This is a genomic window from Roseococcus sp. GW821-FHT12F05 (genome assembly GCF_058806835.1).
Genome location: NZ_JBXAQB010000005.1, coordinates 391,565 through 412,832, shown reverse-complemented (window position 1 = coordinate 412,832; position 21,268 = coordinate 391,565). Strand labels below are relative to the sequence as shown.

Genomic DNA, 21,268 nt, shown 5'->3' with positions numbered 1-21,268 from the left:
CCGAAAACGGGGCCGGCAACAGGGAAGGGGATTTTCCATGCAGCGCAGAAGCCTGCTCGCGGTCGCAGCCGCCTTGTCCGCGCCGGCGGTCGCGCGGGCGCAGTCGCAGATCCGCATCCGCCTCGCCCACAGCCTCTCCACCACGGAGCCCGCGCATCTCGCCGCGGAGTACTTCGCCCGCAACATGGCAGAGCGCAGCAACGGCCGCGTGCGCATCGAGGTTTTTCCCGGCGAGCAGCTCGGCAGTGGGCGCGACGTGAACGAGATGATCCGCCAGGGCGCCAACGTGATGAACATCACGGATCCCGGCTATCTCAGCGACTTCGTGCCGGATATCGGCATCCTCAACGGCCCCTACCTGGTCGACGACTTCGACCAGTACGGCAAGCTGCTCGACAGCAACTGGTACCGCGACGTGGACCGGCGCCTCCAGCAGGCGGGGCTGCGGATGGTCATGCAGGGCGGCTATTTCGGCGCGCGCCACATGATCGCCGAACGGCCCATCCACAAGCCGGCCGACATGGCCGGCATGACCGTCCGCGTGCCGCCCAACCAGATGTGGATCGAGACGTTTCGCAGCCTCGGCGCGCGGCCCACGACTGTGCAGTGGAGCGAGATCTACAACGCGCTCCAGCAGAACGTCGTGCAGGCGGCCGAGGCGCCCTATGGCAGCCTTTGGGGCTCGCGCCTGCAGGAGGTGCGCAAGGTCATCTCCACCACCGGCCACTTCCAGGCGATGACGGGCTGGCCGATCAACAACGGCTACTTCAACCGCCTGCCCAGCGAGATCCGCGACATGCTCCTCCAGGAGGGCGACCGCGCCCGGCAGGAGATGACGCGCCTCACCCGCGCGCAGGAGGCCGACTACGTCCGCCGCTTCGGCGAGGCCGGCGTGCAGGTGATGACCGAGGTGGACATCCCCGCCTTCCGCGAGGCCTCGGCCGCCACCTACCGCGCCTTCCCGCGCTGGACGCCCGGGCTTCATGACACGGTGCGGCGCATCCTGGCATGATCCGTCACGCGCTGCGCCACCCGGACGAGGCGGTGGCGAAGTTCGCGCTCCTCGTGACGGTGCTTTCCGTCACCTGGGGCGTCATCACCCGCTACATCACGGCGCAGCCGGCGGTCTGGGCCAGCGAGGTGGCCGCCATCGCCTTCGCCTGGCTGACCTTCTTCGGCGCCAGCGCCTGCTTCGCGCATAACGCGCATCCCAGCATCGACATGCTGGTGATCCGCTTCCCCGACCGGCTGCAGCGCGCCACGCGGCTCGCGGTGGACCTGCTGGTCGCTGCCTTCCTGGCCTATTTCGCCTGGATCGGGCTGAGCTTCTCCATCTCCGCCTGGGACAATCCGACGGCCGTGCTGCGCGTGCCGATGACGGTGGTCTACGGTCCCATTACCCTCGCGACGGTGATGGCGCTGGTCCGCCACCTCGCCGCGATGCGCCGGGCGCGCGGCCCTGAAAGGGCGATGGCATGACCGTCGCGATCCCCGCGATCCTGATGGCGCTGCTCTTCGCGCTGAACGTGCCGGTGGCCTTCGCCATCGCGATCTCGGCGCTGTCCTTCTTCTTCCTGGCGGACGGTCTGCCGATCGACATCTTCCTCCAGAAGATGGTGGCGGCGACCGAGAGCTATCCGCTGCTGGCCGTGCCCTTCTTCGTGCTGGCCGGCAGCCTGATGAACGCGGCGGGCATCACACGCCGGCTGCTGCATCTGGCGGACGCGCTGGTCGGCCACCTCACCGGCGCGCTGGCCCAGGCCTGCACGGTGCTGGCGACCTTGCTGGGCGGGCTCACCGCCTCTTCCTCGGCCGATGCGGCGATGCTGTCGAAGCTCTTCGGGCCGGAGATGGTGAAGCGCGGCTATTCGCCGGCCTTCGCGGCGGCCATCACCTCCTCGGCGGCGATCATCACGGCGCTGATCCCGCCGGGCATCGGCCTCATCATCTACGGCTACCTGGCCGATGTCAGTGTGGGCCGGCTCTTCATCGCCGGCGTGATCCCTGGGCTCCTGCTGGCGGCGGGGTTGATGGGCACCACCTGGGCCATCGCGAAGAAGCGCGGCTACGCGCCCGTTCGCCCGAACTTCGTGGGATGGCGCGAGGTGGCGCGCGCGACGAAGGACGCCGCCTGGGCGCTGGCGATTCCCGTCTTCATCATCGTGGGCCTGCGCTACGGCATCTTCACCACCACCGAGGCGGGGGCCATCACCGTCTTCGTCACCATCGGGATCGGTGCGCTGGTCTATCGCGAGCTCACCTGGGAGAAGGTGCCGGTGGTGCTGCGCGAGACGGTGCTCGACACCTCCTCGGTGATGCTGCTGATCTGCGCCGCCTCGGCCTTCGGCTTCTACCTGGCCTGGGAGCGGCTGCCGCCGGCCATGGCGACCTGGATGGTCGGGCTGACGCGCGACCCGACCATGCTGCTGCTGCTCATCAACGTGCTGCTGATCGTGCTCGGCACGGCCGTGGAGGGCACGGCGGCGCTGATCATCCTGACGCCGATCTTCGTGCCCGTGACCAACAGCTTCGGCATCGACCCCGTGCATTTCGGCATCGTGCTGGTGACCAACCTCACCATCGCGGGGATCACGCCGCCGGTGGGGCAGATGATGTTCATCAGCTGTGCCGTGCTGCGCGTGCCGATGGAGCGCTACACGGTGGAGATCATGCCCTTCCTCGGCGCCATGTGCGTGGTGCTCGGGCTGATCACCTTCGTGCCGGGGCTGTCGCTGTGGCTGCCGGATCTGATCATGGGGCACTGATGCGTCCCCGGAGGCAGCGTGGCCTCCGGTCCGGACAGCCCGCATCTCCCGGGGGACGCGCCGGAGCGCTACATCCCCAGGGCGCGGCGGTACAGGTCGAGCAGCGTCTCCTGCTCCTCCACCTCGGCCGGCTCCTGCTTGCGCAGGCGGATGATCTGCCGGACGACCTTCACGTCGAAGCCGGCGGACTTCGCCTCGGAATAGATGTCCTTGATGTCGTCGGCGAGGGCCTTGCGCTCCTCCTCCAGCCGCTCGATGCGCTCGACGATGGAGCGCAGCCGGTCGGCGGCGATGCCGCCCACGTCCGAATCGGGGCTGTCCGCCTGGCGCTTGCGGCTCGCCGCGGCGTCGTCGTTGGTGTCTGACATGAAATCTCTCGAATCGCTGGTCGAAGGGCGAGGGAGGTAGCGCCTCTACCCGTGCTTGGCCATGGCCTGGCTGAAGGCGGCCTTCTGCTCGGGCGAGGCGTCCTTCTGGTTCGCCGCCTGCCAGGCCTTGTAGTCCATCCCGTAGACGATCTCGCGCGCGGCGGGCGTCTCGAGGGCGAGGCCGGCGTCGGAGGCGGCCTCCTGGTACCAGCGGCTCATGCAGTTCCGGCAGAAGCCGGCCAGGTTCATGAGGTCGATGTTCTGCACGTCGCCGCGCTCGCGGAGGTGCGCGACCAGCTTGCGGAAGGCCGCGGCCTCGATGCGGTCGCGGGTGGCGGCGTCGAGCTCGGCGGCGGCGCCGAGGGCGAGGTCGGCTTCAGGCTGCGGTGCGGGCATGGGACGAACTCCTTGTCCCGCAGAGATACGCGAAAGGGCCGGCGGTTCAAGCAGGACCTTTCGCCCTCAGGCGCCGGGCGCGGCCTCCGGCCGCCCGGCCTCGCCGCGCCACGGGAGCACGGCCCGGCCGGTCAGCCGGCCGGCGCCGGTTCCTCGATCAAGCCGGAACAGGCACCTTCACCACGCTGGTCCAGCCATGCGGGTCCGGCGCCGTGCCGTACTGGATGCCCACGATGCTGTCGTAGAGCTTCTGCGTCAGGATGCCGGTGTGGCCGTTGCCGATGCTGAGCTTCTCGCCCTTGTAGCCGAGCTCGCCCACCGGCGAGACCACGGCCGCGGTGCCCGTGCCCCACATCTCCCGCAGCGTGCCGGCGCGGCCGGCCGCCATCACCTCGTCGATAGAGATTTTCCGCTCGGAGACCTTCATGCCCCAGTCGCGCATGAGCTGCAGGCAGGAGTTGCGGGTCACGCCGTCCAGGATGGTGCCGGCCAGCGGGGGCGTGATCACCTCCTCGCCGATCTGCATCATGATGTTCATGGTGCCGACCTCGTCGATCCACTTGCGCTCCACGCCGTCGAGCCAGAGCACCTGGGTGTAGCCGGCGGCCTCCGCCTCCATCTGCGCCGAGAGCGAGGCGGCGTAGTTGGCCGCCGTCTTGGCCTCGCCGAGGCCGCCCTGCACCGCGCGCACGTGGTTGTCGCTCACCAGGATGCGGACGGGCTTCACGCCTTCCTTGTAGTAGGCGCCCACCGGCGAGCAGATCACGAAGTAGGTGTAGGTGCTGGAGGGATGCACGCCGAGCATCACGTCGGTCGCGATCACGGTCGGGCGGATGTAAAGGGAGGTGCCCATGGCGTGCGGCACCCACTCGTTGTCCACGCCCACGATCGCCTCGAAGGACCGGCGCACGAGGTCGGCGTCCAGCTCGGGGATACAGAGGGCCCGGGCGGACTTGTTCAGCCGCTCGGCATGGCGCTGGGCGCGGAAGAGCCGGATCTGGCCGTCGGGGCCCCGGAACGCCTTCAGCCCGTCGAAGATCGCCTGGCCGTAGTGCAGGACCTGCGTCGCGGGATCGAGCGAGATCGGCCCGTAGGGGACGATGCGCGGATCGTGCCAGCCCCGGCCCGCCGTGTAGTTCATCATGAACATGTGGTCCGTGAGGACCTTGCCGAAGGACAGGGAGGCGTCGGCGGGCTTTGTCGCCGGCGTGCGGGTCAGCGTGGTGGTGATCTCGGTCATGGCACTCGCTCTTGCTTTCGTCGGTTCGTGATCCGTGTGACGCAATGATCTTGCGTATGGTTCGAGATTAGAGCAACAACCCGCCGATCGAACCCGGAAACTCGGCAATCCACCCATGCGCTGCACGCGGGATAGGTCAATGTTACTGCCCTTGTTGCAGATGAAACCTCAGTCGGCGAACTGGCCCGCGGCCAGGATCAGCGGGCGCAGCCGCTCGATCTCGCTGGCCAGGAAGGTCGCGTGATAGGCCGGGTCCGCCTCGCTGTCGGTCGCGACGGTGGTGAAGGTCTCGGCGAAGCGGGCCTTCAGCCGCTCCTCGTGCAGCGCTGCGCGGATCGCCTGGGCCAGCCGCTGCTGGATGTCCGCCGGCGTGCCGCCCGCGGCATAGAGTCCGTGCCAGGCCGACATGGTGAGCGGGATGCCGAGCTCCGCCGTCGTCGGCAGCTCCAGCCCCGGGATGCGCTGCGGCAGGGTCACGGCATAGCCGCGGATGCGGTTGTCGCGCAGGAAGGGCGCGGTCACCGTCGCCTGGTCGCAGGTGATGTCGAGGCGGCCGGCCATGAGCTCGGTGATCGCCGGCGCGCTGCCGCGGAAGACCACGTTGGTCACGCTCTTGCCCGCCACGTGCTGCAGCAGCATGGCGCAGAGCTGGTTGGATCCGCCGAGGCCGCTGTGCCCGAGGTTGAGCACGTCGCCCTGCGCGCGGATCTGCGCGATGTAGCCCGCCATGTCCGTCGCCGGGAAATCCGGCCGGGACACCAGCGTCATGCCGGTCTGCGAGACCACGCCGAGCGGCGCCAGCCCGCGCTGGATGTCGAAGGGCAGCCGCCGGTAGAGGGTCGCCGCGCTGGCGAGGCCGATATGGTGGAGCACGAGGTTGTAGCCGTCCGGCCGGCTCTGCGCGACGCGCGCTGCGGCGATGGTGCCGCCCGCGCCTGTGACGTTCTCCACCGCGACGGGCTGGCCGAGTTCCTTCGACATGCCCTCGGCGACCAGCCGGCCGATCATGTCGGTGGGTCCGCCGGCCGCGAAGGGCACCAGCAGGGTGATCGGCCGCTGCGGGAAAGCGCCTTGCGCCAGCGCCGGGGTTGCGAGCAGCGACGGGAGCGCGAGCGTGGCGCGGCGAGAGATCATGGAGGCTTCCTTGGCGTTGAGCCGGACTCCGTGGCGGGACCGGCTTCGTTGTCGGCGGTTTCTGACGATGTCTTCGCCAGTATCCGCGCAATCTGAGACCCGTCCGTGCCGGTGGCAAGCGGGCGGAACATCTGACATCGGTAACGCTGAAGGCCCGGCCGGACATGCTCCCGAAATCCGGCGCGACGTAAGGATGCCGCCGGACAGGAGGTACAGATGCCAGGCGATACCGAACCGCATTCCCGGACCCTCGCCGCGGATGGCGACCAGCCGAGGCTGACCGACGCCGAAATGCGGGACGATCCGCACAGGACGTTTCGGCTCCATCGCGCCAGGACCCCGGTCGTGGCGCATGAGGCCGGCGGCTGCTTCGTGCTGCGCCATGCGGACATCGAGCGGCTCGCCAAGGATCCCCGGACGGCACCGGCGACCGGGACCGCCTTCCCGAAGATGCTCGGCGTCACGGAGGGCCCGCTGTTCGAGGCCTTCGAGCACGGGATGCTGACCGCCAATGGCGAGGCCCACCGCCGCCGGCGGGCGCCTTTCACGCGGATCCTGGCGGCGCGCGCGATGGCGGAACTCCGGCCCGTCGTCCGGCGATCCGCCGAGGGGCTGATCGACGGCTGGCATCGGCAGGGGCACGTCGAGTTCGTCGAGCACTTCGCGTCGCAGCTTCCCGCGCGCGTCATCAGCGGCCTCCTCGGCCTGCCGCCGGAGGACATCCCCGCCACCACCCGGCTGGTCTATGAGGCGACGCGCTTCGTGAACCTGGCCGTCGGCCCCGACGAGATCCCGCTGGCCGAGGCGGCGGCGCGGGAGCTGCAGGCCTATGTCGGCGCCCTGCTCGAGGACCGGCGCCGGACACCCCGCGAGGATTTCCTTTCGAGCTTCCTGGCCGCGGCCGACGAGGACGGCGAGCTCTCGCCGATCGAGATGCTGTTCCAGATCTTCCAGCTCATCATCGCCGGGACCGATACGACCCGCGTGGCCGCCGTCATGACGGTGGCCCTGCTGCTCCAGCACCGGGACCAGTGGGACGAGGTCTGCCGCAATCCCGGGCTCGTTCCCGAGGCGGTGGCGGAGGCGCTCCGGTTCGAGCCCAGCGTGGCCACGGTCTCGCGGGTGGCGGCCGAGGAGATCGAGCTCGACGGCGCCGTCATCCCTGCCGGGACCTTCATCTCGCTCTCGACCATGTCGGCGATGCGCGACGAGCGGGTCTACGAGGAGCCGGACAGCTTCGACATCTCGCGCAAGGACCACCCGCGCCTGCACCCCGTTTTCGGCGGCGGCGCGCATCGCTGCATCGGGGAGGCGCTGGCGCGCATCGAGCTGGAGGAGGGCCTGGCCGCGCTGACGGCGCGCCTGCCCGGCCTGCGGCTGGAGGAGGCGCCGGTCATTCGGGGCTATTCCGGAATCCGGCGCGTCGACCGGATGGTCCTGTCCTGGGACGTTTAGGCGAACCTAGTCGTTCGCGCTGCGGATGGCCTCCACGACGGCCTCCGTCACCTCCGCCGTCTTGGCCTTGCCGCCGAGGTCGGGCGTAACGACGCCGTTCGCCGTCGCGACCTCGATGCCGCGCATGAGCCGGTCGGCCGCCGGCTTCTCGCCGAGATGCTCCAGCATCATGCAGGCGGTCCAGAAGGTTGCGATCGGGTTGGCGATGCCCATGCCCGTGATGTCGAAGGCCGAGCCGTGGATGGGCTCGAACATCGAGGGCGCGCGGCGCTCGGGGTCCAGGTTCGCCGTCGGCGCCACGCCCAGCGAGCCGGCCAGCGCACCGGCGAGGTCGCTCAGGATGTCGGCATGCAGGTTGGTGGCGACCACCGTGTCGATGCTGGCCGGCTTGCGCACCATGCGCGCGGCCATGGCGTCCACCAGCTCCTTGTCCCAGGTCACCTCGGGGAAATCCAGGGCGACCTCGGCCGCCACCTCGTCCCAGAAGACCATGCCGTGGCGCTGCGCGTTGGACTTCGTCACGACGGTGAGGAACTTGCGCGGCCGGCTGGCGGCCAGCCGGAAGGCCGTGCGCATGATCCGCTCGACGCCGACGCGGGTGAAGATGGAGGTCTCGGTCGCGACCTCGATCGCATGGCCGCGATGGGCGCGGCCGCCATGGCCGGCATATTCGCCCTCGCTGTTCTCGCGCACGATGACCCAGTCGATCGAGCCGGGGACGGCGCCGCGCAGCGGGCTCAGCAGGCCCGGCAGCACGCGGGTGGGGCGGATGTTGGCGTATTGGTCGAAGCCCTGGCAGATCGCCAGCCGCAGGCCCCAGAGGGTCAGCGAGTCCGGCAGATGCGGGTCGCCGACGGCGCCGAAGTAGATGGCGTCGAAGCCGCGGAGCTGGTGCAGCCCGTCCTCCGGCATCATGCGGCCGGTCTCGCGGTAGAAATCGCTGCCCCAGGGGAAGTGGACCACCTCCAGCTCGAAGTCGCCGGCGCGGGCCTGGAGGGCGCGCAGCACCTCGAGGCCGGCGGGAATGACCTCCTTGCCAATGCCGTCTCCGGGGATCGCGGCGATGCGATAGCTGCGCATGGGGGCTCCTGGGGGGAATGATCTTCCGTTTCTTGGCATGTTTGCGACGCAGCAAGAAGATGGGGTGCCCGAATTGCGTGCTCCAGGCAGCCGAGGCCATGATGCGCCCTGGAAAACGAGGGCAGGGATGACGTCAGACTGGACCGAGGCACGGGCGGTATCGGCCCTGCGAGCCTTGTTCGATGCCGGGGTGCGCGCGGCGGATCCGCTGGCGGTGCTGGCCGCGCATCTGCCGGAGCCGCCGCGCAAGGGCCGCGTGGTGGTGGTCGGCGCCGGCAAGGCGGCGGCGAAGATGGCGCTGGCCGTGGAGCGCGCCTGGCCGGACGTTCCCCTGACCGGCCTCGTCATCGCCCCGCATGGCGCCGACCTGTCGGAACCGCCGGCCCGTCGCCGCATCGCGCTGCGCTTCGGCGCGCATCCCCGCCCTGACGCCTCGGGCGCGGCGGCGGCGGCCGAGATTCTTGCGGCTGTCCATGGCCTGACGGCGGACGACCTGGTGCTGGCGCTGATCTCGGGCGGCGGCTCCTCGCTCTCCACCTTGCCGGCCGAGGGGCTGACCCTGGAGGAGCTCATCGCCGTGAACCAGGCGCTGCTGGATTCCGGCGCGCCCATCCATGAGATGAACTGCATCCGCAAGCACCTCTCCGCCTTCTCCGGCGGACGGCTGGCGCTGGCGGCCGGCCCGGCGCGGGTGCTGACGCTGGCCATCTCCGACGTGCCGGGCGACGACCCGGAGGTCATCGCCTCCGGTCCCACCGTGGCCGACCCATCCACCTTCGCCGAGGCCCGCGCGCTGGTCGCGCATTACAGGATGCCCTTGCCCGAGGCCGCGATGCGCCACCTCGCCGAAGGAAGCGACGAGACGCCCAAGCCCGGCGACCCGCGCCTCGCCGGCCATGAGCTCCGCATGATCGCGACGCCGCTGATGGCGCTGCAGGCCATGGCCGAAGAGGCTGTCGGCCTGGGCCTCGCGCCCCTCATCCTCGGCGACGCGCTGGAGGGCGAGGCGCGCGTGGTCGGCCAGGCGCTGGCCGGCATCGCCCGCAGCGTGGCCGCGCACGGGTTGCCGCTCGGGGCGCCCTGCGTGCTGCTCTCCGGCGGCGAGACCACCGTGACCATGGCGCCCGGCACCAAGGGCGCCGGCGGGCGCGGCACCGAATGTCTGCTGGGGATGGCGCTGGCGCTGAACGGGGCGCCCGGCACCTGGGCGCTCTGCGCCGACACGGACGGGATCGACGGGAAGTCGGACGCCGCCGGCGCCATTGCGGGCCCCGGCACGCTGGAGGCCGCCCGGAAGGCCGGGCTCGATCCGCGCACCGCCCTGGCCGAGCACCGCAGCTATGATGTCTTCGAGGCCGCCGGCACCCTTATCAGGACGGGGCCGACCCTCACCAACGTTAACGACGTTCGCATCCTCCTGGTATCTTAACTTACCAAAATTAAGATAACAGAAATTTCGCTTGCGATAAGGCTTACGAATGATAACTTAGCGGCATGCGCGATCCCGTCCTCGAGGATATCCTCGCCCGCCGCGGAGCGGTCACCCGCATCGCCTCCGCCCTGAACATCTCCACGGCTGCCGTCAGCCAGTGGAAGCGCGTCCCCGCCGACCGGGTGAACGACGTGGCCGAGCTCTTCGGCATCGAGGCAGAGACGCTCCGCTCGCCCGGCGCGCCGCCGCCCGCGCCGCGTGTGCCCGAGGGCTCTGTCCGCCCGCGCATCCCCATGCGCCGGCACCGCCGCACCAAGATCATCGCCACCCTCGGCCCGGCCAGCTCCTCGCTGGAGATGATCGAGAAGCTCTTCCGCCAGGGCGCCGACGTCTTCCGCCTCAACTTCTCCCATGGCAGCCACGAGGACCACGCGGCCCGCATCGCCATCATCCGCGAGGTGGAGCGCAAGACCGGCCGTCCCATTGGCATCCTCGCCGACGTCCAGGGCCCCAAGCTGCGGGTCGGGAAGTTCGGCGCGGGCCGGGTCCAGCTCGCCACCGGCAGCCGCTTCCGCCTGGACCTGAACCCCACGCCCGGCGACGTGAAGCGTGTCCAGCTCCCGCATCCGGAGATCATCAACGCCGCCCGCATCGGCACCACCCTCCTGCTCGACGACGGAAAGCTGCGGCTGCGCGTGGTCCGCCAGGTGGAGAACGACCACCTGGAGACCGAGGTCGTGGTCGGCGGCGCGCTCTCCGACCGCAAGGGCGTGAACGTGCCCGACGTGGCGCTGCCCATCCCGGCGCTCACGGCCAAGGACCGCGCCGACCTGGAATTCGTGCTGCCGCTGGGCGTCGAATATATCGGCCTCTCCTTCGTGCAGCGGCCCGAGGACGTGGCCGAGGCCAAGGCCATCTGCGACGGCCGCGCCTGGGTCATGGTGAAGATGGAGAAGCCCCAGGCCGTCGAGAACCTCGACGGCATCCTGGCGCTGACCGACTGCGTCATGGTCGCCCGCGGCGACCTCGGCGTGGAGATGCCGCCCGAGGAGGTGCCGCTCGTTCAGAAGCGCATCGTCCGCGCCGCCCGCGCGCTGGGCAAGCCGGTCGTGGTCGCGACGCAGATGCTGGAGAGCATGATCACCTCGCCCTCCCCCACCCGCGCCGAGGCCTCGGACGTCGCCACCGCGGTCTTCGACGGCGCCGACGCCGTCATGCTCTCGGCCGAGACGGCCGCCGGGCAGTTCCCGCTCGAGGCGGTGAACATCATGGACCGCATCGTGGCCCGGGTGGAGCAGGATCCCGACTGGCGCGCCCAGACCAACGCCAACCGTCCCGAGCCCGAGGGCACCAGCGCCGGCGCCATCGCCGCGGCCGCGCGCCAGGTGGCGCAGACCATCCATGCCAAGGCCATCGCCACCTTCACCAGCACCGGCTCCACCACGCTGCGCGCCGCGCGCGAGCGGCCGGGCTCCCCGATTCTCGGCCTCACGCCGCTCATCCAGTCGGCGCGGCGGCTGGCCGTCGTCTGGGGGGTGCATCCGCTGGTGGTTCAGGATATCCACTCCATGACGGAAATGGTGGCGCGGGCCTGCCGGGCGGCGCAGCAGGAAGGCTTCGTGCAGCCCGGCGACGAGGTGGTGGTGACGGCCGGTGTGCCCTTCGGGACGCCCGGCACCACGAACTCGCTCAGGGTCGCCATCGTGAAGTGACACGCGACCGGTCCCCGTCGGCCGTTCGCCAAGGGGACTGTTGTGTCGATGAAGCGACTGATCTTGGCCGCGGGCCTGACCCTGGGTCTGGCTTTCGGGCTCGCCGGGCCGGCGGCCGCGCAGCGACCCGGAACCTATGACGTCACGGGCGCCAATCCCGACGGCACGCAATACACCGGCACCCTGCTGCTGGAGCAGATCGGCCTGCTGAGCTTCCGCCTGACCTGGACCATCGGCTCCGAATCGATCGAGGGCGTGGGCATGGTGAGCGGCCTGGTCTTCGCCACCGCCTTCAGCCTGGGCGGCCAGCCGAGCATGGGCATCTACGAGATCAAGCCCGACGGCGAGATGTCCGGCCAATGGACCATCATGGGCGCGTTCGGAAGCGGCACGGAGACTGTGCGCCCGCGGCCGTAAGTTCCGAGGGCCGCTTCCGAACGCTTTTTTTGTGCCCTCAAGCGCCGGGCGCTCGCCTGGCTCGCCGCGCCACTGGTGCGCGGGATGTCAGGTCGGTTGGGCGGCGCTTTCCGCGTTGCGGCCGGATTCTCGGTTGGCCTGCTCGCCTTCTTCCGATCTGCCCCCTGGCGGCTATGCCGCCCAGCTCGGCTTCCGCTTTTCCTTGAAGGCCGCGATGCCCTCCGCCGCCTCCGGGCTGGAGCCCGTGCGGGCGAAGGCGTTGGCCCCCATCTCCGCATAGCTCTCCGGCGCGAGCGGCCCGAGCGCGGCCAGCAGGCCCTTGGTCTCGGCGAGCGCACCCGGCGCGCCCTCCAGGATCAGCGCCACGCTCTGCGCCACCAGCGCGTCCAGCGCCGCGCGGTCGGCGCCGACCTCGTGCACCAGGCCCCAGCGCAGCGCCGTGGCGGAGTCGATGACATTGGCCTCCAGCACCATGCGCGTGGCGTTCGGCCGGCCGATGCGCCGCGCGACCCACGGCAGGATCTGCGCCGCTACCAGCCCGCGCCGCGTCTCCGGCGCCGAGAATTTCGCATCCGCGCTGGCGAAGGCGATGTCCGCGCAGCACACGAAGCCGAGGCCGCCGGCATGCGCCGCGCCCTCGATCGCCGCGATCACCACCTGCGGGAGCTCCGAAAGCTCCTGGAAGCGCGCGCCGATGCGGCGGTTGCGCGTGAGCTGCGCCGCCAGCCGCTCCTCGGGCGTGCCCTGCGCCATCTCGGTGAGATCGAGGCCGGCGCAGAAATGCCCGCCGGCGCCGCGCAGCACCACGATGCGCGCCTGGGAATGGCCGCGGAGCTCAGCGATGAGCTCGTCGAGCGCCTCGCCCATGCCGCCGCCGATGGCGTTGCGGCGGGCAGGGCGGTTCAGCGTCACGTGAACCACCGGCCCCTCGCGACGAACGAGGACCGGCGGCTCCGTGCCGCTCATCGCTTCCACCAGCCACCACGGCGGGGCGCGGCCGCGGCCGCTTCCTCGACCGTCTTGGGCTGGATCGCCGGGCCGATCACGACCTCGGGCACCGGCTCAGGCTCGGGCTTCGGCGGCGCGGCGCCGCCGATCGGCTCCGGGATGGGCTCGGGCTTCGCCGGCTCGACCGCCACGGGCTCCGCGACGACCGGCTCGACCGCCTCCGCAACGGGCGCGGCCTCGATCGGCTCGACCTCTGGCACCGCTTCCGCCGCCGGCGCAGGCACCGGTTCCACGGGAGGCACGACGGGGCGCGGGGCGAGCGCGGCCTCGGCGGCGGCCTCCGCCGCCTCCATGGCCGCCAGCAGGCTGTCCGTCGTATTGGCAAAGGGATCGGCGGGCGTCGGGCCGGCATAGCCGGCCGGCGCCGGGGCGACGTAGCCGGCGGCGGCCTCCGGCGCCTCGCGCTCGGTCGCCGGGCCTTCGCCCTCGCGCCGGCGGCGGCCGCCACGACGGCCCCGGCGACGGCGTGCCGACTCGTCGCTCTCGGACGGCTCGGCTTCCGCATCGACCTCAGCGGGCGCCGAATCCTCGGCTTCCAGCTCCGTCTCGGATGCGCCCTCGGCCGGCGCCTCGGTGCCCTCTTCGGCGCCTTCCGCGCGCTCCGGCCCGCCTTCGCGGCGGCCCCGGCCCCGGCGGCGGCGGCGCGGGCGGCGGGCCCGCTCCTCCTCCGTCATCCCGGCCTCGGACGCCTCGGCCTCGACCTCCTCGGCCTCCTCGACGACGGCGGCCTCTTCCTCGGCGGCATAGTCCATGCGCAGCGCGGCGGGGCGGTCGTCGATCGGCGGCGGCGGCGCCTTGCTGCGCTCGATGCGGGTCTCGGCGCCGTGTAGCGTGTCGTCCGGATCGAACAGCACGGTCACGCCCCAGCGGTTCTCGATATCCGCGAGCCGGTCGCGCTTCTTGTTCAGCAGGTAGAGCGCGGCGGCTGAGGTCACGCGCACGGTGATCTCGGCGGCGCGGCGCTTGGCGCATTCCTCCTCGACGGCGCGCAGCACGGCGAGCGCGCTGCTCTCCAGCCCGCGGACGGTGCCGCGGCCCAGGCAATGCGGGCAGGTGACGAAGGTGGTCTCGGCCAGCGAGGGACGCAGCCGCTGCCGCGACAGCTCCAGCAGGCCGAAATGGCTGATGCGGCCGACCTGGATGCGCGCGCGGTCGGTCCGCAGCGCGTCCTTCATCCGCTTCTCCACCATCGCGTTGTGACGGTTGGAGTCCATGTCGATGAAGTCGACGACGATCAGGCCCGCGAGGTCGCGCAGGCGAAGCTGGCGCGCGATCTCCTCGGCGGCCTCGAGGTTGGTGCGCAGCGCCGTGTCCTCGATGCTCCGCTCGCGCGTCGAGCGGCCGGAGTTCACGTCGATGGCGACCAGCGCCTCGGTCTGGTTGATGACGAGATAACCACCCGAGCGGAGCTGCACATTCGGCTCGTGCATCGCATCAAGCTGCGACTCCGCCTGGAAGCGCGAGAAGAGCGGCACCGTGCCGTCGCGATAGGCCTGGATCTTGCGGGCATGCTCCGGCATCAGCATGCGCATGAACTCGCGGGCTTGGGCATAGGCCGCGTCGCCCTCGACGATGATCTCGTCCATGTCGCGGGCATAGCCGTCGCGGATGGAGCGCTTGATGAGGTCCGCCTCCTCGTAGATCAGCGCGGGCGCCGTGCTGGCCAGGGTCCGCTCGCGGATGTCGTCCCAGAGGCGCAGCAGGTACTCGCAGTCGCGCCGGATCTCGGGCTTCGGCCGCTGCGCGCCCGCCGTGCGGACGATGAGCGACATGCCGTGCGGCATCTCCAGCTCGTCGATCACCTCGCGCAGGCGGCGGCGGTCGGAGCTGGAGGTGATCTTGCGGGAGACACCGCCGCCGCGCGGGCTGTTGGGCATCAGCACCGAGAAGCGGCCGGCGAGCGAGATATAGGTGGTGAGCGCCGCGCCCTTGGTGCCGCGCTCTTCCTTCACGACCTGGATGAGGAGGATCTGCCGGCGGCGGATGACCTCCTGGATCTTGTAGTTGCGCAGGAAGCGCGGGGTGGAGCGGCGCTCGCGACGCTCCTCCTGGTCGGCCTCGGCCTCGGCTTCCGCCTCGCCGCCGGACTCGCCGATGGTCTCGGGCGGCGGGGCGTCGGAGGGGGGCAGGATCTCGACGCGGCTGCCGTTCTCGTCGTCGCTCTCGGAGGACTCGACCGTCTCCGGCTGGCCCTGCGATTCGAGCTGGGCGACGATGTCGGCTTCCATCTCCTCGGGCGAGGGCTGCTCGGAGGTCAGCTCCTCCGGCAGGGCCTCGAGGGGCTCCTCGGCGGGGGCTTCCTCGCCGGCGGCCTCGGCGGCCGCGGCGCGGGCCGCCTGGGCGGCGGCGCGGGCGGCCTGGGCCTGGGCCCGCCGCTCCTCCTCGCGGGCCTCGGCCTCGGCCTCCTCGCGGGCCTCGGCCTCCTGGGCCTCGATCAGCCGCTGACGGTCGGCGACGGGGATCTGGTAATAGTCGGGATGGATCTCGCCGAAGGCCAGGAAGCCGTGGCGGTTGCCGCCGTACTCCACGAAGGCGGCCTGGAGGCTCGGCTCCACCCGGACGACGCGGGCGAGGTAGATGTTGCCCTTGAGAGGCAGCCGGTTGGCCGCCTCCAGGTCGAATTCATCGACGCGATGGCCGTCCATCACGACCACCCGGGTCTCTTCCGGGTGAGCCGCGTCGATCAACATGCGCTTGGTCATGCGAGGAAAACTCCGCACCGCGGCGGGGCATGGGGGCACCCGGCCGGCGGCGGAAAAGGTGTGTGGATTCCGGGTGCGGGCCGATCGGCGGCGATGTCCGTGACATGCGCTTGCGTCCTCACTCGGGGGCGCGGAAGCCCGCTTGTCCTGCGCCGCAAGCGCGGTCGGCAGGCAACGGGGCGTCGTGCCCAATGGCTCACCCCCACGGATGTGCGCCCTTCACGGGCGGACGATATTGCGGCAGGTGGGACAAGCGCGTCTCGGCATGGCCAGCCTGCACCGCGGGCACGCTGGCGGAACCGGCAGGTCCTTTCTTCGGAGCGCCGCAAAAGGGGCGTCCATCCGGCGGACCACGACCGGGGCTTGGCGCGCGAAACCGCGCCGTCTGCCCCTGTTCCGCCCGCAGCACCTATCGCTGGGGCAAGGCAGCATACGCGCCCGGGCGCGGCCTCACAAGGCGCCCTGTGGACAAGTCGATCCCCCGCAGCCGGCCAGGGTCACGTTTCGTTGCACAACGCATACGCTTATTGCCCGCATAGGAAGCACGTCCTCTGGATTTTCAAGGTCTTTTCAGCTAGCGTCCCGCCACCGCGATGGGGGTTGCGGCCTATGGGGGTTTTCGATCGCAGAGCATGGCTCGCGGCGATGGCTGGATTGGCCATGGCGCCGGGAGCGGAAGCGCAGACCTTGGCTGCGCAACGCCGGCGTGCGCCGCCGGCGCGGGATATCGCGCGCCTGCCGCTGGTCCTGCTGGACCCGGGCCATGGTGGCGCGGATCCCGGGGCCATCGGCACCAACGGCACCCAGGAGAAGCGCATCACCCTGCCGCTCGCGCTCGAGCTCAAGCGCATGCTGGAGGCAGGCGGCCGCTGCCGCGTGGCGCTGACCCGGACCAGCGACGTCTTCGTGCCGCTGGCCCGCCGCGTCGAGATCGCCCGCAACCGCGAGGCGGTGCTGCTCCTCTCCATCCATGCCGACGCCATGCCGGCGGGGCAATCGCACGCGCTCCGCGGAGCCTCGGTCTACACCGTCTCCGAGACGGCGACCGATTCCCTGGCTGCGGCCCTGGCCCGGCGCGAGAACCAGGCCGACCGGGCCGGCGGGCTGCGGCTGCCCTCGGTCTCGCCCGAGGTGCAGCGCATCCTGCTCAGCCTCATGCGGCAGGAGACGCGGGCGGGTTCGGAGCGGCTGGCCCGGCTCGCGGTGAACGCGCTGGACGGCGAGGTGGCCTTGCTCAACCAGCCGCTGCGGCGCGCGCAGTTCGTGGTGCTGAAGGCGCCCGACGTGCCGGCGGCGCTGGTGGAGTGCGGCTTTCTCTCGAATCCGCAGGACGAGGCGCTGCTGCGCCGGGCGGACCATCGGGCCAAGGTGGCGGCCGCGTTGGCCGAGGCGGTGCACGGCTTCATCGGGCGGCGGAGCCTGGCCTGACGATCTGGCTGAAATTACTGTCCAGGTCATGAATTTCGCCGGGAGCGACATCGCGCTCGCTGGATTCCTTCTTCCAAGAGCCGGCTCGCCTTCCTAGTCTTCCCGCATGATTTCATCGGGATCGACATCGGCGGGTCGTGCAGCGCGGCTGGGCCTGCTGATGGTTGCGCTCGTGCTCGGCCTGTCGGCGCCGGCGATGGCCCAGCGCGTGGCGTTGGTGATCGGCAACGCCGCCTATGCGAAGACGGGGGTCGTGCGCCTCGCCAACCCGCTGAACGACGCAGCCGACATCGCCGCGGCGCTGACGGGCGTCGGCTACCAGGTCCGCCTCGTCACCAACGCCAGCCGCGAGACCATGCTCCGGGCGCTCCGTGACTTCGGCCGGGCGGCGGACGGGGCGGAGCATGCCATCGTCTTCTTCGCCGGCCATGGCATGGAACTGGGCGGGGACAACTATCTCATCCCTGTGGATGCGGAACTCCGCTCCGATCGGGATGCCCCGCTCGAGGCCATCCGGCTGAGCGATGTCACCGATATGGTGCGGAACGCCCGCCGCCTGGGTCTCGTGATCCTCGATGCCTGCCGGGACGATCCGTTCCGCGCTCGCATGGAACGCAGCGCCGGCGCGACCCGGTCGGCGAGCCGGGGCCTCGGGCGGGTGGAGCCCAGGGGCTCGGTGCTCGTGGCCTATTCCGCGCGCGAGGGCACGACGGCCGAGGACGGTCAGGGACGGAACAGCCCTTACACTGCGGCCCTCCTGCAACATCTCGGCACTGCCACGCTTGAAGTCTCGGATCTGTTCCGGGAGGTGCGGGCGGACGTGCTGGACGCGACCGGAAACCGGCAGGACCCGAGCACCTACGGCCAGCTGGGCCGGGAGCGCGTGTACCTGTCGGGTCCGGTGACCGGCGCGGCACCATTGCCATCACCATCACCACCGGCGCTCGCCGCGCCGCCGGTTCCGCGCCCCATCCCACCGGCCCCTGCGGACCCGATCTACGCGGCCTTGCCGCCGCCCCGCCCGATGCAGCCAGCCCCGCAGGCCCTGGCAGAAGCGGCGAGGGCCTTCGCGCGCCGCTATTACGGGAGCTTCTCCGAGACCAACGATGCCGCGATGGCCTTCATCAACGGTGCCTATGCCCCAAGCGTGAACTTCTTCGGCACCCCGCGGAGCTCAGGCTGGATCGCCGACTACAAGAGGGACTTCGTGAGCCGGTGGCCGCTCCGCCGCTACGTCATCAGGCCGGACGGATTCTCCGCGAGCTGCAACGATGGCGCGCGGATCTGCCTCGTGACAGGGCTTGTGGACTGGGAGGCGCGAAGCCCCGCGCGCAACGCGGTCTCCACGGGGCTGGCCGATTTTACCCTTGAGGTCGCTTTCCCGGCGGGCCAGCCGCCGAGCATCCTCTCCGAGCGCAGCTCGGTGATCAGCCGGGCAGCCACGCCGCCTGCCGCAGCGCCGACGCCCGCGCGGCCCACGGCGGGGGCGCCGGGAACCATCGCCTGCCTGTTGCCCAGCGGCGCCGAGCGGCGGATGGCGCAGGATGCTTGCCGTGCCTCGGCTGGTGTGGTGGTGCGCTGAGAGCGGCTATCCGTCGCAGCTCACCCGATCGTAGCGTACCCGGCTCCCTGCGCTGTGTGCGGCCAGGATCGGCACCGAATTCTGCATATCCATCAGATTGAATCCCACGACCGTGGAGTTTCGGATCAGGTCCAGCACGACCACGGAACGTCCGGCATAAGTGGAAATCCCGGCGAAATGAAATCTCGCCCATTCCTTTCCATCCAATCCGCGAATCAAGGCCGCAACCCCATTTACTTCCAAACGCTGTGTCGAGAATTCCGGCATAAAATACGAAAAAGAGTCTATCACACTCACAATTCTACTGCCTCGACCTACAAGATTCTGACTTTCACGCATCCGGTCATCCAAGATATTTTGACGATTCTCACTCGTCAATCTTGTAGAAGATCCCGGCGCCATGGTGACGTTATAGTCGTACAACTGGCCATTACGCCCAATCAGATAGGAGCTTGGCTGGTCGCCCGTCGCTGACAACACGACCTGGATCCGATCCCGTACGCCCCGCATGGTCATCTCTACTCTTTGGTTTCGCCGAGGATCCCCAATGACGTCCATGTTCCGCTCGAATACGCACCGCGCCACTGGGCGATAGGTGAGCGACAAGGGAGCACTCGGCGCGGTCACCTCGAGGCCGGTTCGAAGTGCGACCAGTTGCGCATCCAGGCTGGTGGGACGATCTCCCACCCGCAGCTGTGGCGCGCAGCCGGTGACGAGCATCATCAAAAGTGTTCCAGGGAATATAAAACTACAAAAAATACTTAAGAGACCGACTATAATTCCGTCTCTCGTCGACGGTCTGCCGTCCATTATCTCGCATTTCATGGATCTGGCTCCGTCTTTTCCTGACCTGTTCACCATAACAGGAACTCCTGTGGCAATGCTGGAAAGCGAATTCCAAAGTCGCTAACAAGCCCGTCCCTAGAGTTCGGAGTATCTCCCCCATGACCGCCCTCAGCCGCCGCGCCCTCGGCGCCGCCGCCGTTTCCAGCGTTCTCGCAGCGCCCGCCCTGGCGCAGGCCGATCGCACCCTGACCATCGCCACCGGCGGCTCCATCACCTCCGTCGATCCGCACTTCTTCAACGCCGCGCCCAATTCCTCGCTGGCGCTGCACATCTTCGACGCGCTGGTCCAGCGCTCGCCGGACGCGAAGTTCCAGCCCTGCCTCGCCACCTCCTGGCGCGTGATCGAGCCCACCCTCTGGGAGTTCAAGCTGCGTGAGGGCGTGAAGTGGCATGACGGCCGCCCCTTCACCGCCGAGGACGTCGCCTTCACCTACGGCCGCGCGCCCAACGTCCCGAACAGCCCCGGCGGCTTCGGCGGCTTCCTGCGGAGCATCAAGCAGATCGAGATCGTCGATCCGCACACCATCCGCTTCCACACCCATGCGCCGAACCCGATCCTGCCGACGGACCTCGCCGCCATCTTCATCGTGGCGAAGCACGCGGCTGAGGGCGCATCGACCGAGGACTACAACAGCGGCAAGGCGGCCATCGGCACCGGCCCCTACAAGTTCGTGAGCTACGAGCCGAACAACCGCACCGAGCTGGTCCGCAACGACGACTACTGGGGCGGCCGGGAGCCCTGGTCGCGCGTCTCCTACCGCTTCATCGCCAACGACGCGGCGCGCTCGGCGGCGCTGCTCTCGGGCGACCTCGACATGATCGACCAGGTCGCCAGCAGCGACCTCGCCCGGCTGAAGCGCGAGCCGCGGACCTCCGTCTCCGAGACGGTGGGCCTGCGCTGCGTCTACCTGATGCCGGACTTCTCCCGCGACGGAAGCCTGCCCTTCGTCACCGACAACAATGGCCAGCCGCTGCCGACCAACCCCTTCAAGGACGTGCGCGTCCGCCAGGCGCTGACCAGCATCATCAACCGGCAGAACATCGCCGAGCGCGTGATGGAGGGCCAGGCCACGGCCACCAACCAGTGGCTGCCGCCCGGCGTCTTCAGCTACGCGCCGGACGTGACGGTGCCGGTGCCGAATGTCGAGCATTCGCGCCGCCTGCTGGCCGAGGCCGGCTATCCCAACGGCTTCAAGCTGACCCTGCACTCGCCCAATGACCGCTTCCCGAACGACAGCCGTATCGCGCAGGCGATCGCGCAGTTCTGGACGCGCATCGGCGTGCAGACCCAGGTGGACGCGCTGCCCTGGGCCAGCTTCTCGGCCCGCAGCAACCGGCAGGACTTCGCCATCCGCCTGACGAGCTGGGGCAGCACCACGGCCGAGGCCGGCTACATGCTCGCCAACATCATGATGACCTACAGCCGCGAGAACCGGACAGGCGCCAGCAATTCCGGCCGCTTCTCCTCGCCCGAGCTGGATCGGCTGACCAACGCGGCCGTCTCCATCGTGGACGACGAGGCGCGCGAGAAGGCGCTGCAGGACATGGTGCGCTGGGTGGCGCGCGAGGTGCCGATCATGCCGCTGATCCAGCTCAACCACAGCTGGGCAACGAAGCGCGGGCTGACCTACGCCGCGCGGATGGACGAGCGGACGGTCGCGATGGGCGTGCGGCCGGCCTGAGGTCGAAGCCAGGGGTCCGAG

General features: G+C 70.1%; 18 protein-coding genes. 10 read left to right on the top strand and 8 right to left on the bottom strand.

All coding sequences use genetic code 11. The annotated features are described in order from the left end of the window. The first annotated feature begins 37 nt into the window (after positions 1-37). From AC1ROY_RS16145 to AC1ROY_RS16135, 3 genes are read left to right on the top strand one after another with little or no spacing between them, the layout of a single operon-like run. Positions 38-1,012, top strand: a complete 975-nt coding sequence (locus AC1ROY_RS16145) for a C4-dicarboxylate TRAP transporter substrate-binding protein (RefSeq protein WP_493149865.1) — start codon at positions 38-40, stop codon at positions 1,010-1,012. After that, positions 1,009-1,479, top strand: coding sequence for a TRAP transporter small permease (locus AC1ROY_RS16140; protein WP_493149864.1), 471 nt, complete (start codon positions 1,009-1,011; stop codon positions 1,477-1,479). Before AC1ROY_RS16145 ends, AC1ROY_RS16140 begins: the two co-directional genes overlap by 4 nt. Next, entirely contained in the window at positions 1,476-2,765 is a 1,290-nt protein-coding gene (locus AC1ROY_RS16135; RefSeq protein WP_493149863.1) for a TRAP transporter large permease, read from the top strand. Before AC1ROY_RS16140 ends, AC1ROY_RS16135 begins: the two co-directional genes overlap by 4 nt. Before the next feature lie 68 nt (positions 2,766-2,833). On the opposite strand, the gene AC1ROY_RS16130 is transcribed toward AC1ROY_RS16135, so the two are convergent. The 4 genes from AC1ROY_RS16130 to AC1ROY_RS16115 all read right to left on the bottom strand — a co-directional run bounded on the left by AC1ROY_RS16130 (position 2,834) and on the right by AC1ROY_RS16115 (position 5,903). After that, positions 2,834-3,133 (bottom strand): DUF2312 domain-containing protein, encoded by a 300-nt coding sequence (locus tag AC1ROY_RS16130; RefSeq protein ID WP_493149862.1) that lies wholly within the window; start codon positions 3,131-3,133, stop codon positions 2,834-2,836. A gap of 45 nt (positions 3,134-3,178) precedes the next feature. Beyond that, entirely contained in the window at positions 3,179-3,529 is a 351-nt protein-coding gene (locus tag AC1ROY_RS16125) for a DUF1244 domain-containing protein (RefSeq protein ID WP_493149861.1), read from the bottom strand. Positions 3,530-3,686: 157 nt separating this feature from the next. Further along, on the bottom strand, positions 3,687-4,769 hold the full coding sequence (locus tag AC1ROY_RS16120; protein ID WP_493149860.1) for a branched-chain amino acid aminotransferase: 1,083 nt from the start codon (positions 4,767-4,769) through the stop codon (positions 3,687-3,689). A 168-nt stretch (positions 4,770-4,937) separates the two neighbouring features. Continuing rightward, positions 4,938-5,903 carry a Bug family tripartite tricarboxylate transporter substrate binding protein gene (locus tag AC1ROY_RS16115; RefSeq protein WP_493149859.1) on the bottom strand — a complete coding sequence of 322 codons (966 nt, stop codon included), beginning with the start codon at positions 5,901-5,903 and terminating at the stop codon, positions 4,938-4,940. Between the two features lie 216 nt (positions 5,904-6,119). Between AC1ROY_RS16115 and AC1ROY_RS16110 the strand changes: the two genes are divergently transcribed. Next, positions 6,120-7,358, top strand: a complete 1,239-nt coding sequence (locus AC1ROY_RS16110; protein WP_493149858.1) for a cytochrome P450 — start codon at positions 6,120-6,122, stop codon at positions 7,356-7,358. A 6-nt stretch (positions 7,359-7,364) separates the two neighbouring features. On the opposite strand, the gene AC1ROY_RS16105 is transcribed toward AC1ROY_RS16110, so the two are convergent. Further along, positions 7,365-8,438 (bottom strand): tartrate dehydrogenase, encoded by a 1,074-nt coding sequence (locus AC1ROY_RS16105; protein WP_493149857.1) that lies wholly within the window; start codon positions 8,436-8,438, stop codon positions 7,365-7,367. Positions 8,439-8,565: 127 nt separating this feature from the next. Between AC1ROY_RS16105 and AC1ROY_RS16100 the strand changes: the two genes are divergently transcribed. The 3 genes from AC1ROY_RS16100 to AC1ROY_RS16090 all read left to right on the top strand — a co-directional run bounded on the left by AC1ROY_RS16100 (position 8,566) and on the right by AC1ROY_RS16090 (position 11,999). After that, the gene (locus AC1ROY_RS16100) at positions 8,566-9,867 is read left to right on the top strand and encodes a glycerate kinase type-2 family protein (RefSeq protein ID WP_493149856.1); all 1,302 of its coding nucleotides are present in this window, start codon (positions 8,566-8,568) and stop codon (positions 9,865-9,867) included. A 296-nt stretch (positions 9,868-10,163) separates the two neighbouring features. Further along, positions 10,164-11,582: a pyruvate kinase gene (gene pyk / locus AC1ROY_RS16095; RefSeq protein ID WP_493149903.1), complete on the top strand. Its 1,419-nt coding sequence runs from the start codon at positions 10,164-10,166 to the stop codon at positions 11,580-11,582. A gap of 48 nt (positions 11,583-11,630) precedes the next feature. Further along, entirely contained in the window at positions 11,631-11,999 is a 369-nt protein-coding gene (locus tag AC1ROY_RS16090; protein ID WP_493149855.1) for a hypothetical protein, read from the top strand. A 171-nt stretch (positions 12,000-12,170) separates the two neighbouring features. On the opposite strand, the gene AC1ROY_RS16085 is transcribed toward AC1ROY_RS16090, so the two are convergent. Next, positions 12,171-12,965 carry an enoyl-CoA hydratase/isomerase family protein gene (locus tag AC1ROY_RS16085; protein ID WP_493149854.1) on the bottom strand — a complete coding sequence of 265 codons (795 nt, stop codon included), beginning with the start codon at positions 12,963-12,965 and terminating at the stop codon, positions 12,171-12,173. Next, positions 12,962-15,709, bottom strand: a complete 2,748-nt coding sequence (locus AC1ROY_RS16080; protein WP_493149853.1) for an Rne/Rng family ribonuclease — start codon at positions 15,707-15,709, stop codon at positions 12,962-12,964. Before AC1ROY_RS16080 ends, AC1ROY_RS16085 begins: the two co-directional genes overlap by 4 nt. A gap of 687 nt (positions 15,710-16,396) precedes the next feature. Here AC1ROY_RS16080 and AC1ROY_RS16075 point away from each other — a divergent pair. Beyond that, positions 16,397-17,137 carry an N-acetylmuramoyl-L-alanine amidase family protein gene (locus tag AC1ROY_RS16075; protein ID WP_493149852.1) on the top strand — a complete coding sequence of 247 codons (741 nt, stop codon included), beginning with the start codon at positions 16,397-16,399 and terminating at the stop codon, positions 17,135-17,137. A gap of 160 nt (positions 17,138-17,297) precedes the next feature. Continuing rightward, positions 17,298-18,719 carry a caspase family protein gene (locus tag AC1ROY_RS16070; protein WP_493149851.1) on the top strand — a complete coding sequence of 474 codons (1,422 nt, stop codon included), beginning with the start codon at positions 17,298-17,300 and terminating at the stop codon, positions 18,717-18,719. A gap of 6 nt (positions 18,720-18,725) precedes the next feature. Here AC1ROY_RS16070 and AC1ROY_RS16065 read toward each other — a convergent pair whose 3' ends face one another. After that, the gene (locus AC1ROY_RS16065) at positions 18,726-19,442 is read right to left on the bottom strand and encodes a hypothetical protein (RefSeq protein ID WP_493149850.1); all 717 of its coding nucleotides are present in this window, start codon (positions 19,440-19,442) and stop codon (positions 18,726-18,728) included. Positions 19,443-19,663: 221 nt separating this feature from the next. On the opposite strand from AC1ROY_RS16065, the gene AC1ROY_RS16060 reads away from it, so the two are divergent. After that, entirely contained in the window at positions 19,664-21,247 is a 1,584-nt protein-coding gene (locus AC1ROY_RS16060) for an ABC transporter substrate-binding protein (protein WP_493149849.1), read from the top strand. The last annotated feature ends 21 nt before the right edge of the window (positions 21,248-21,268 follow it).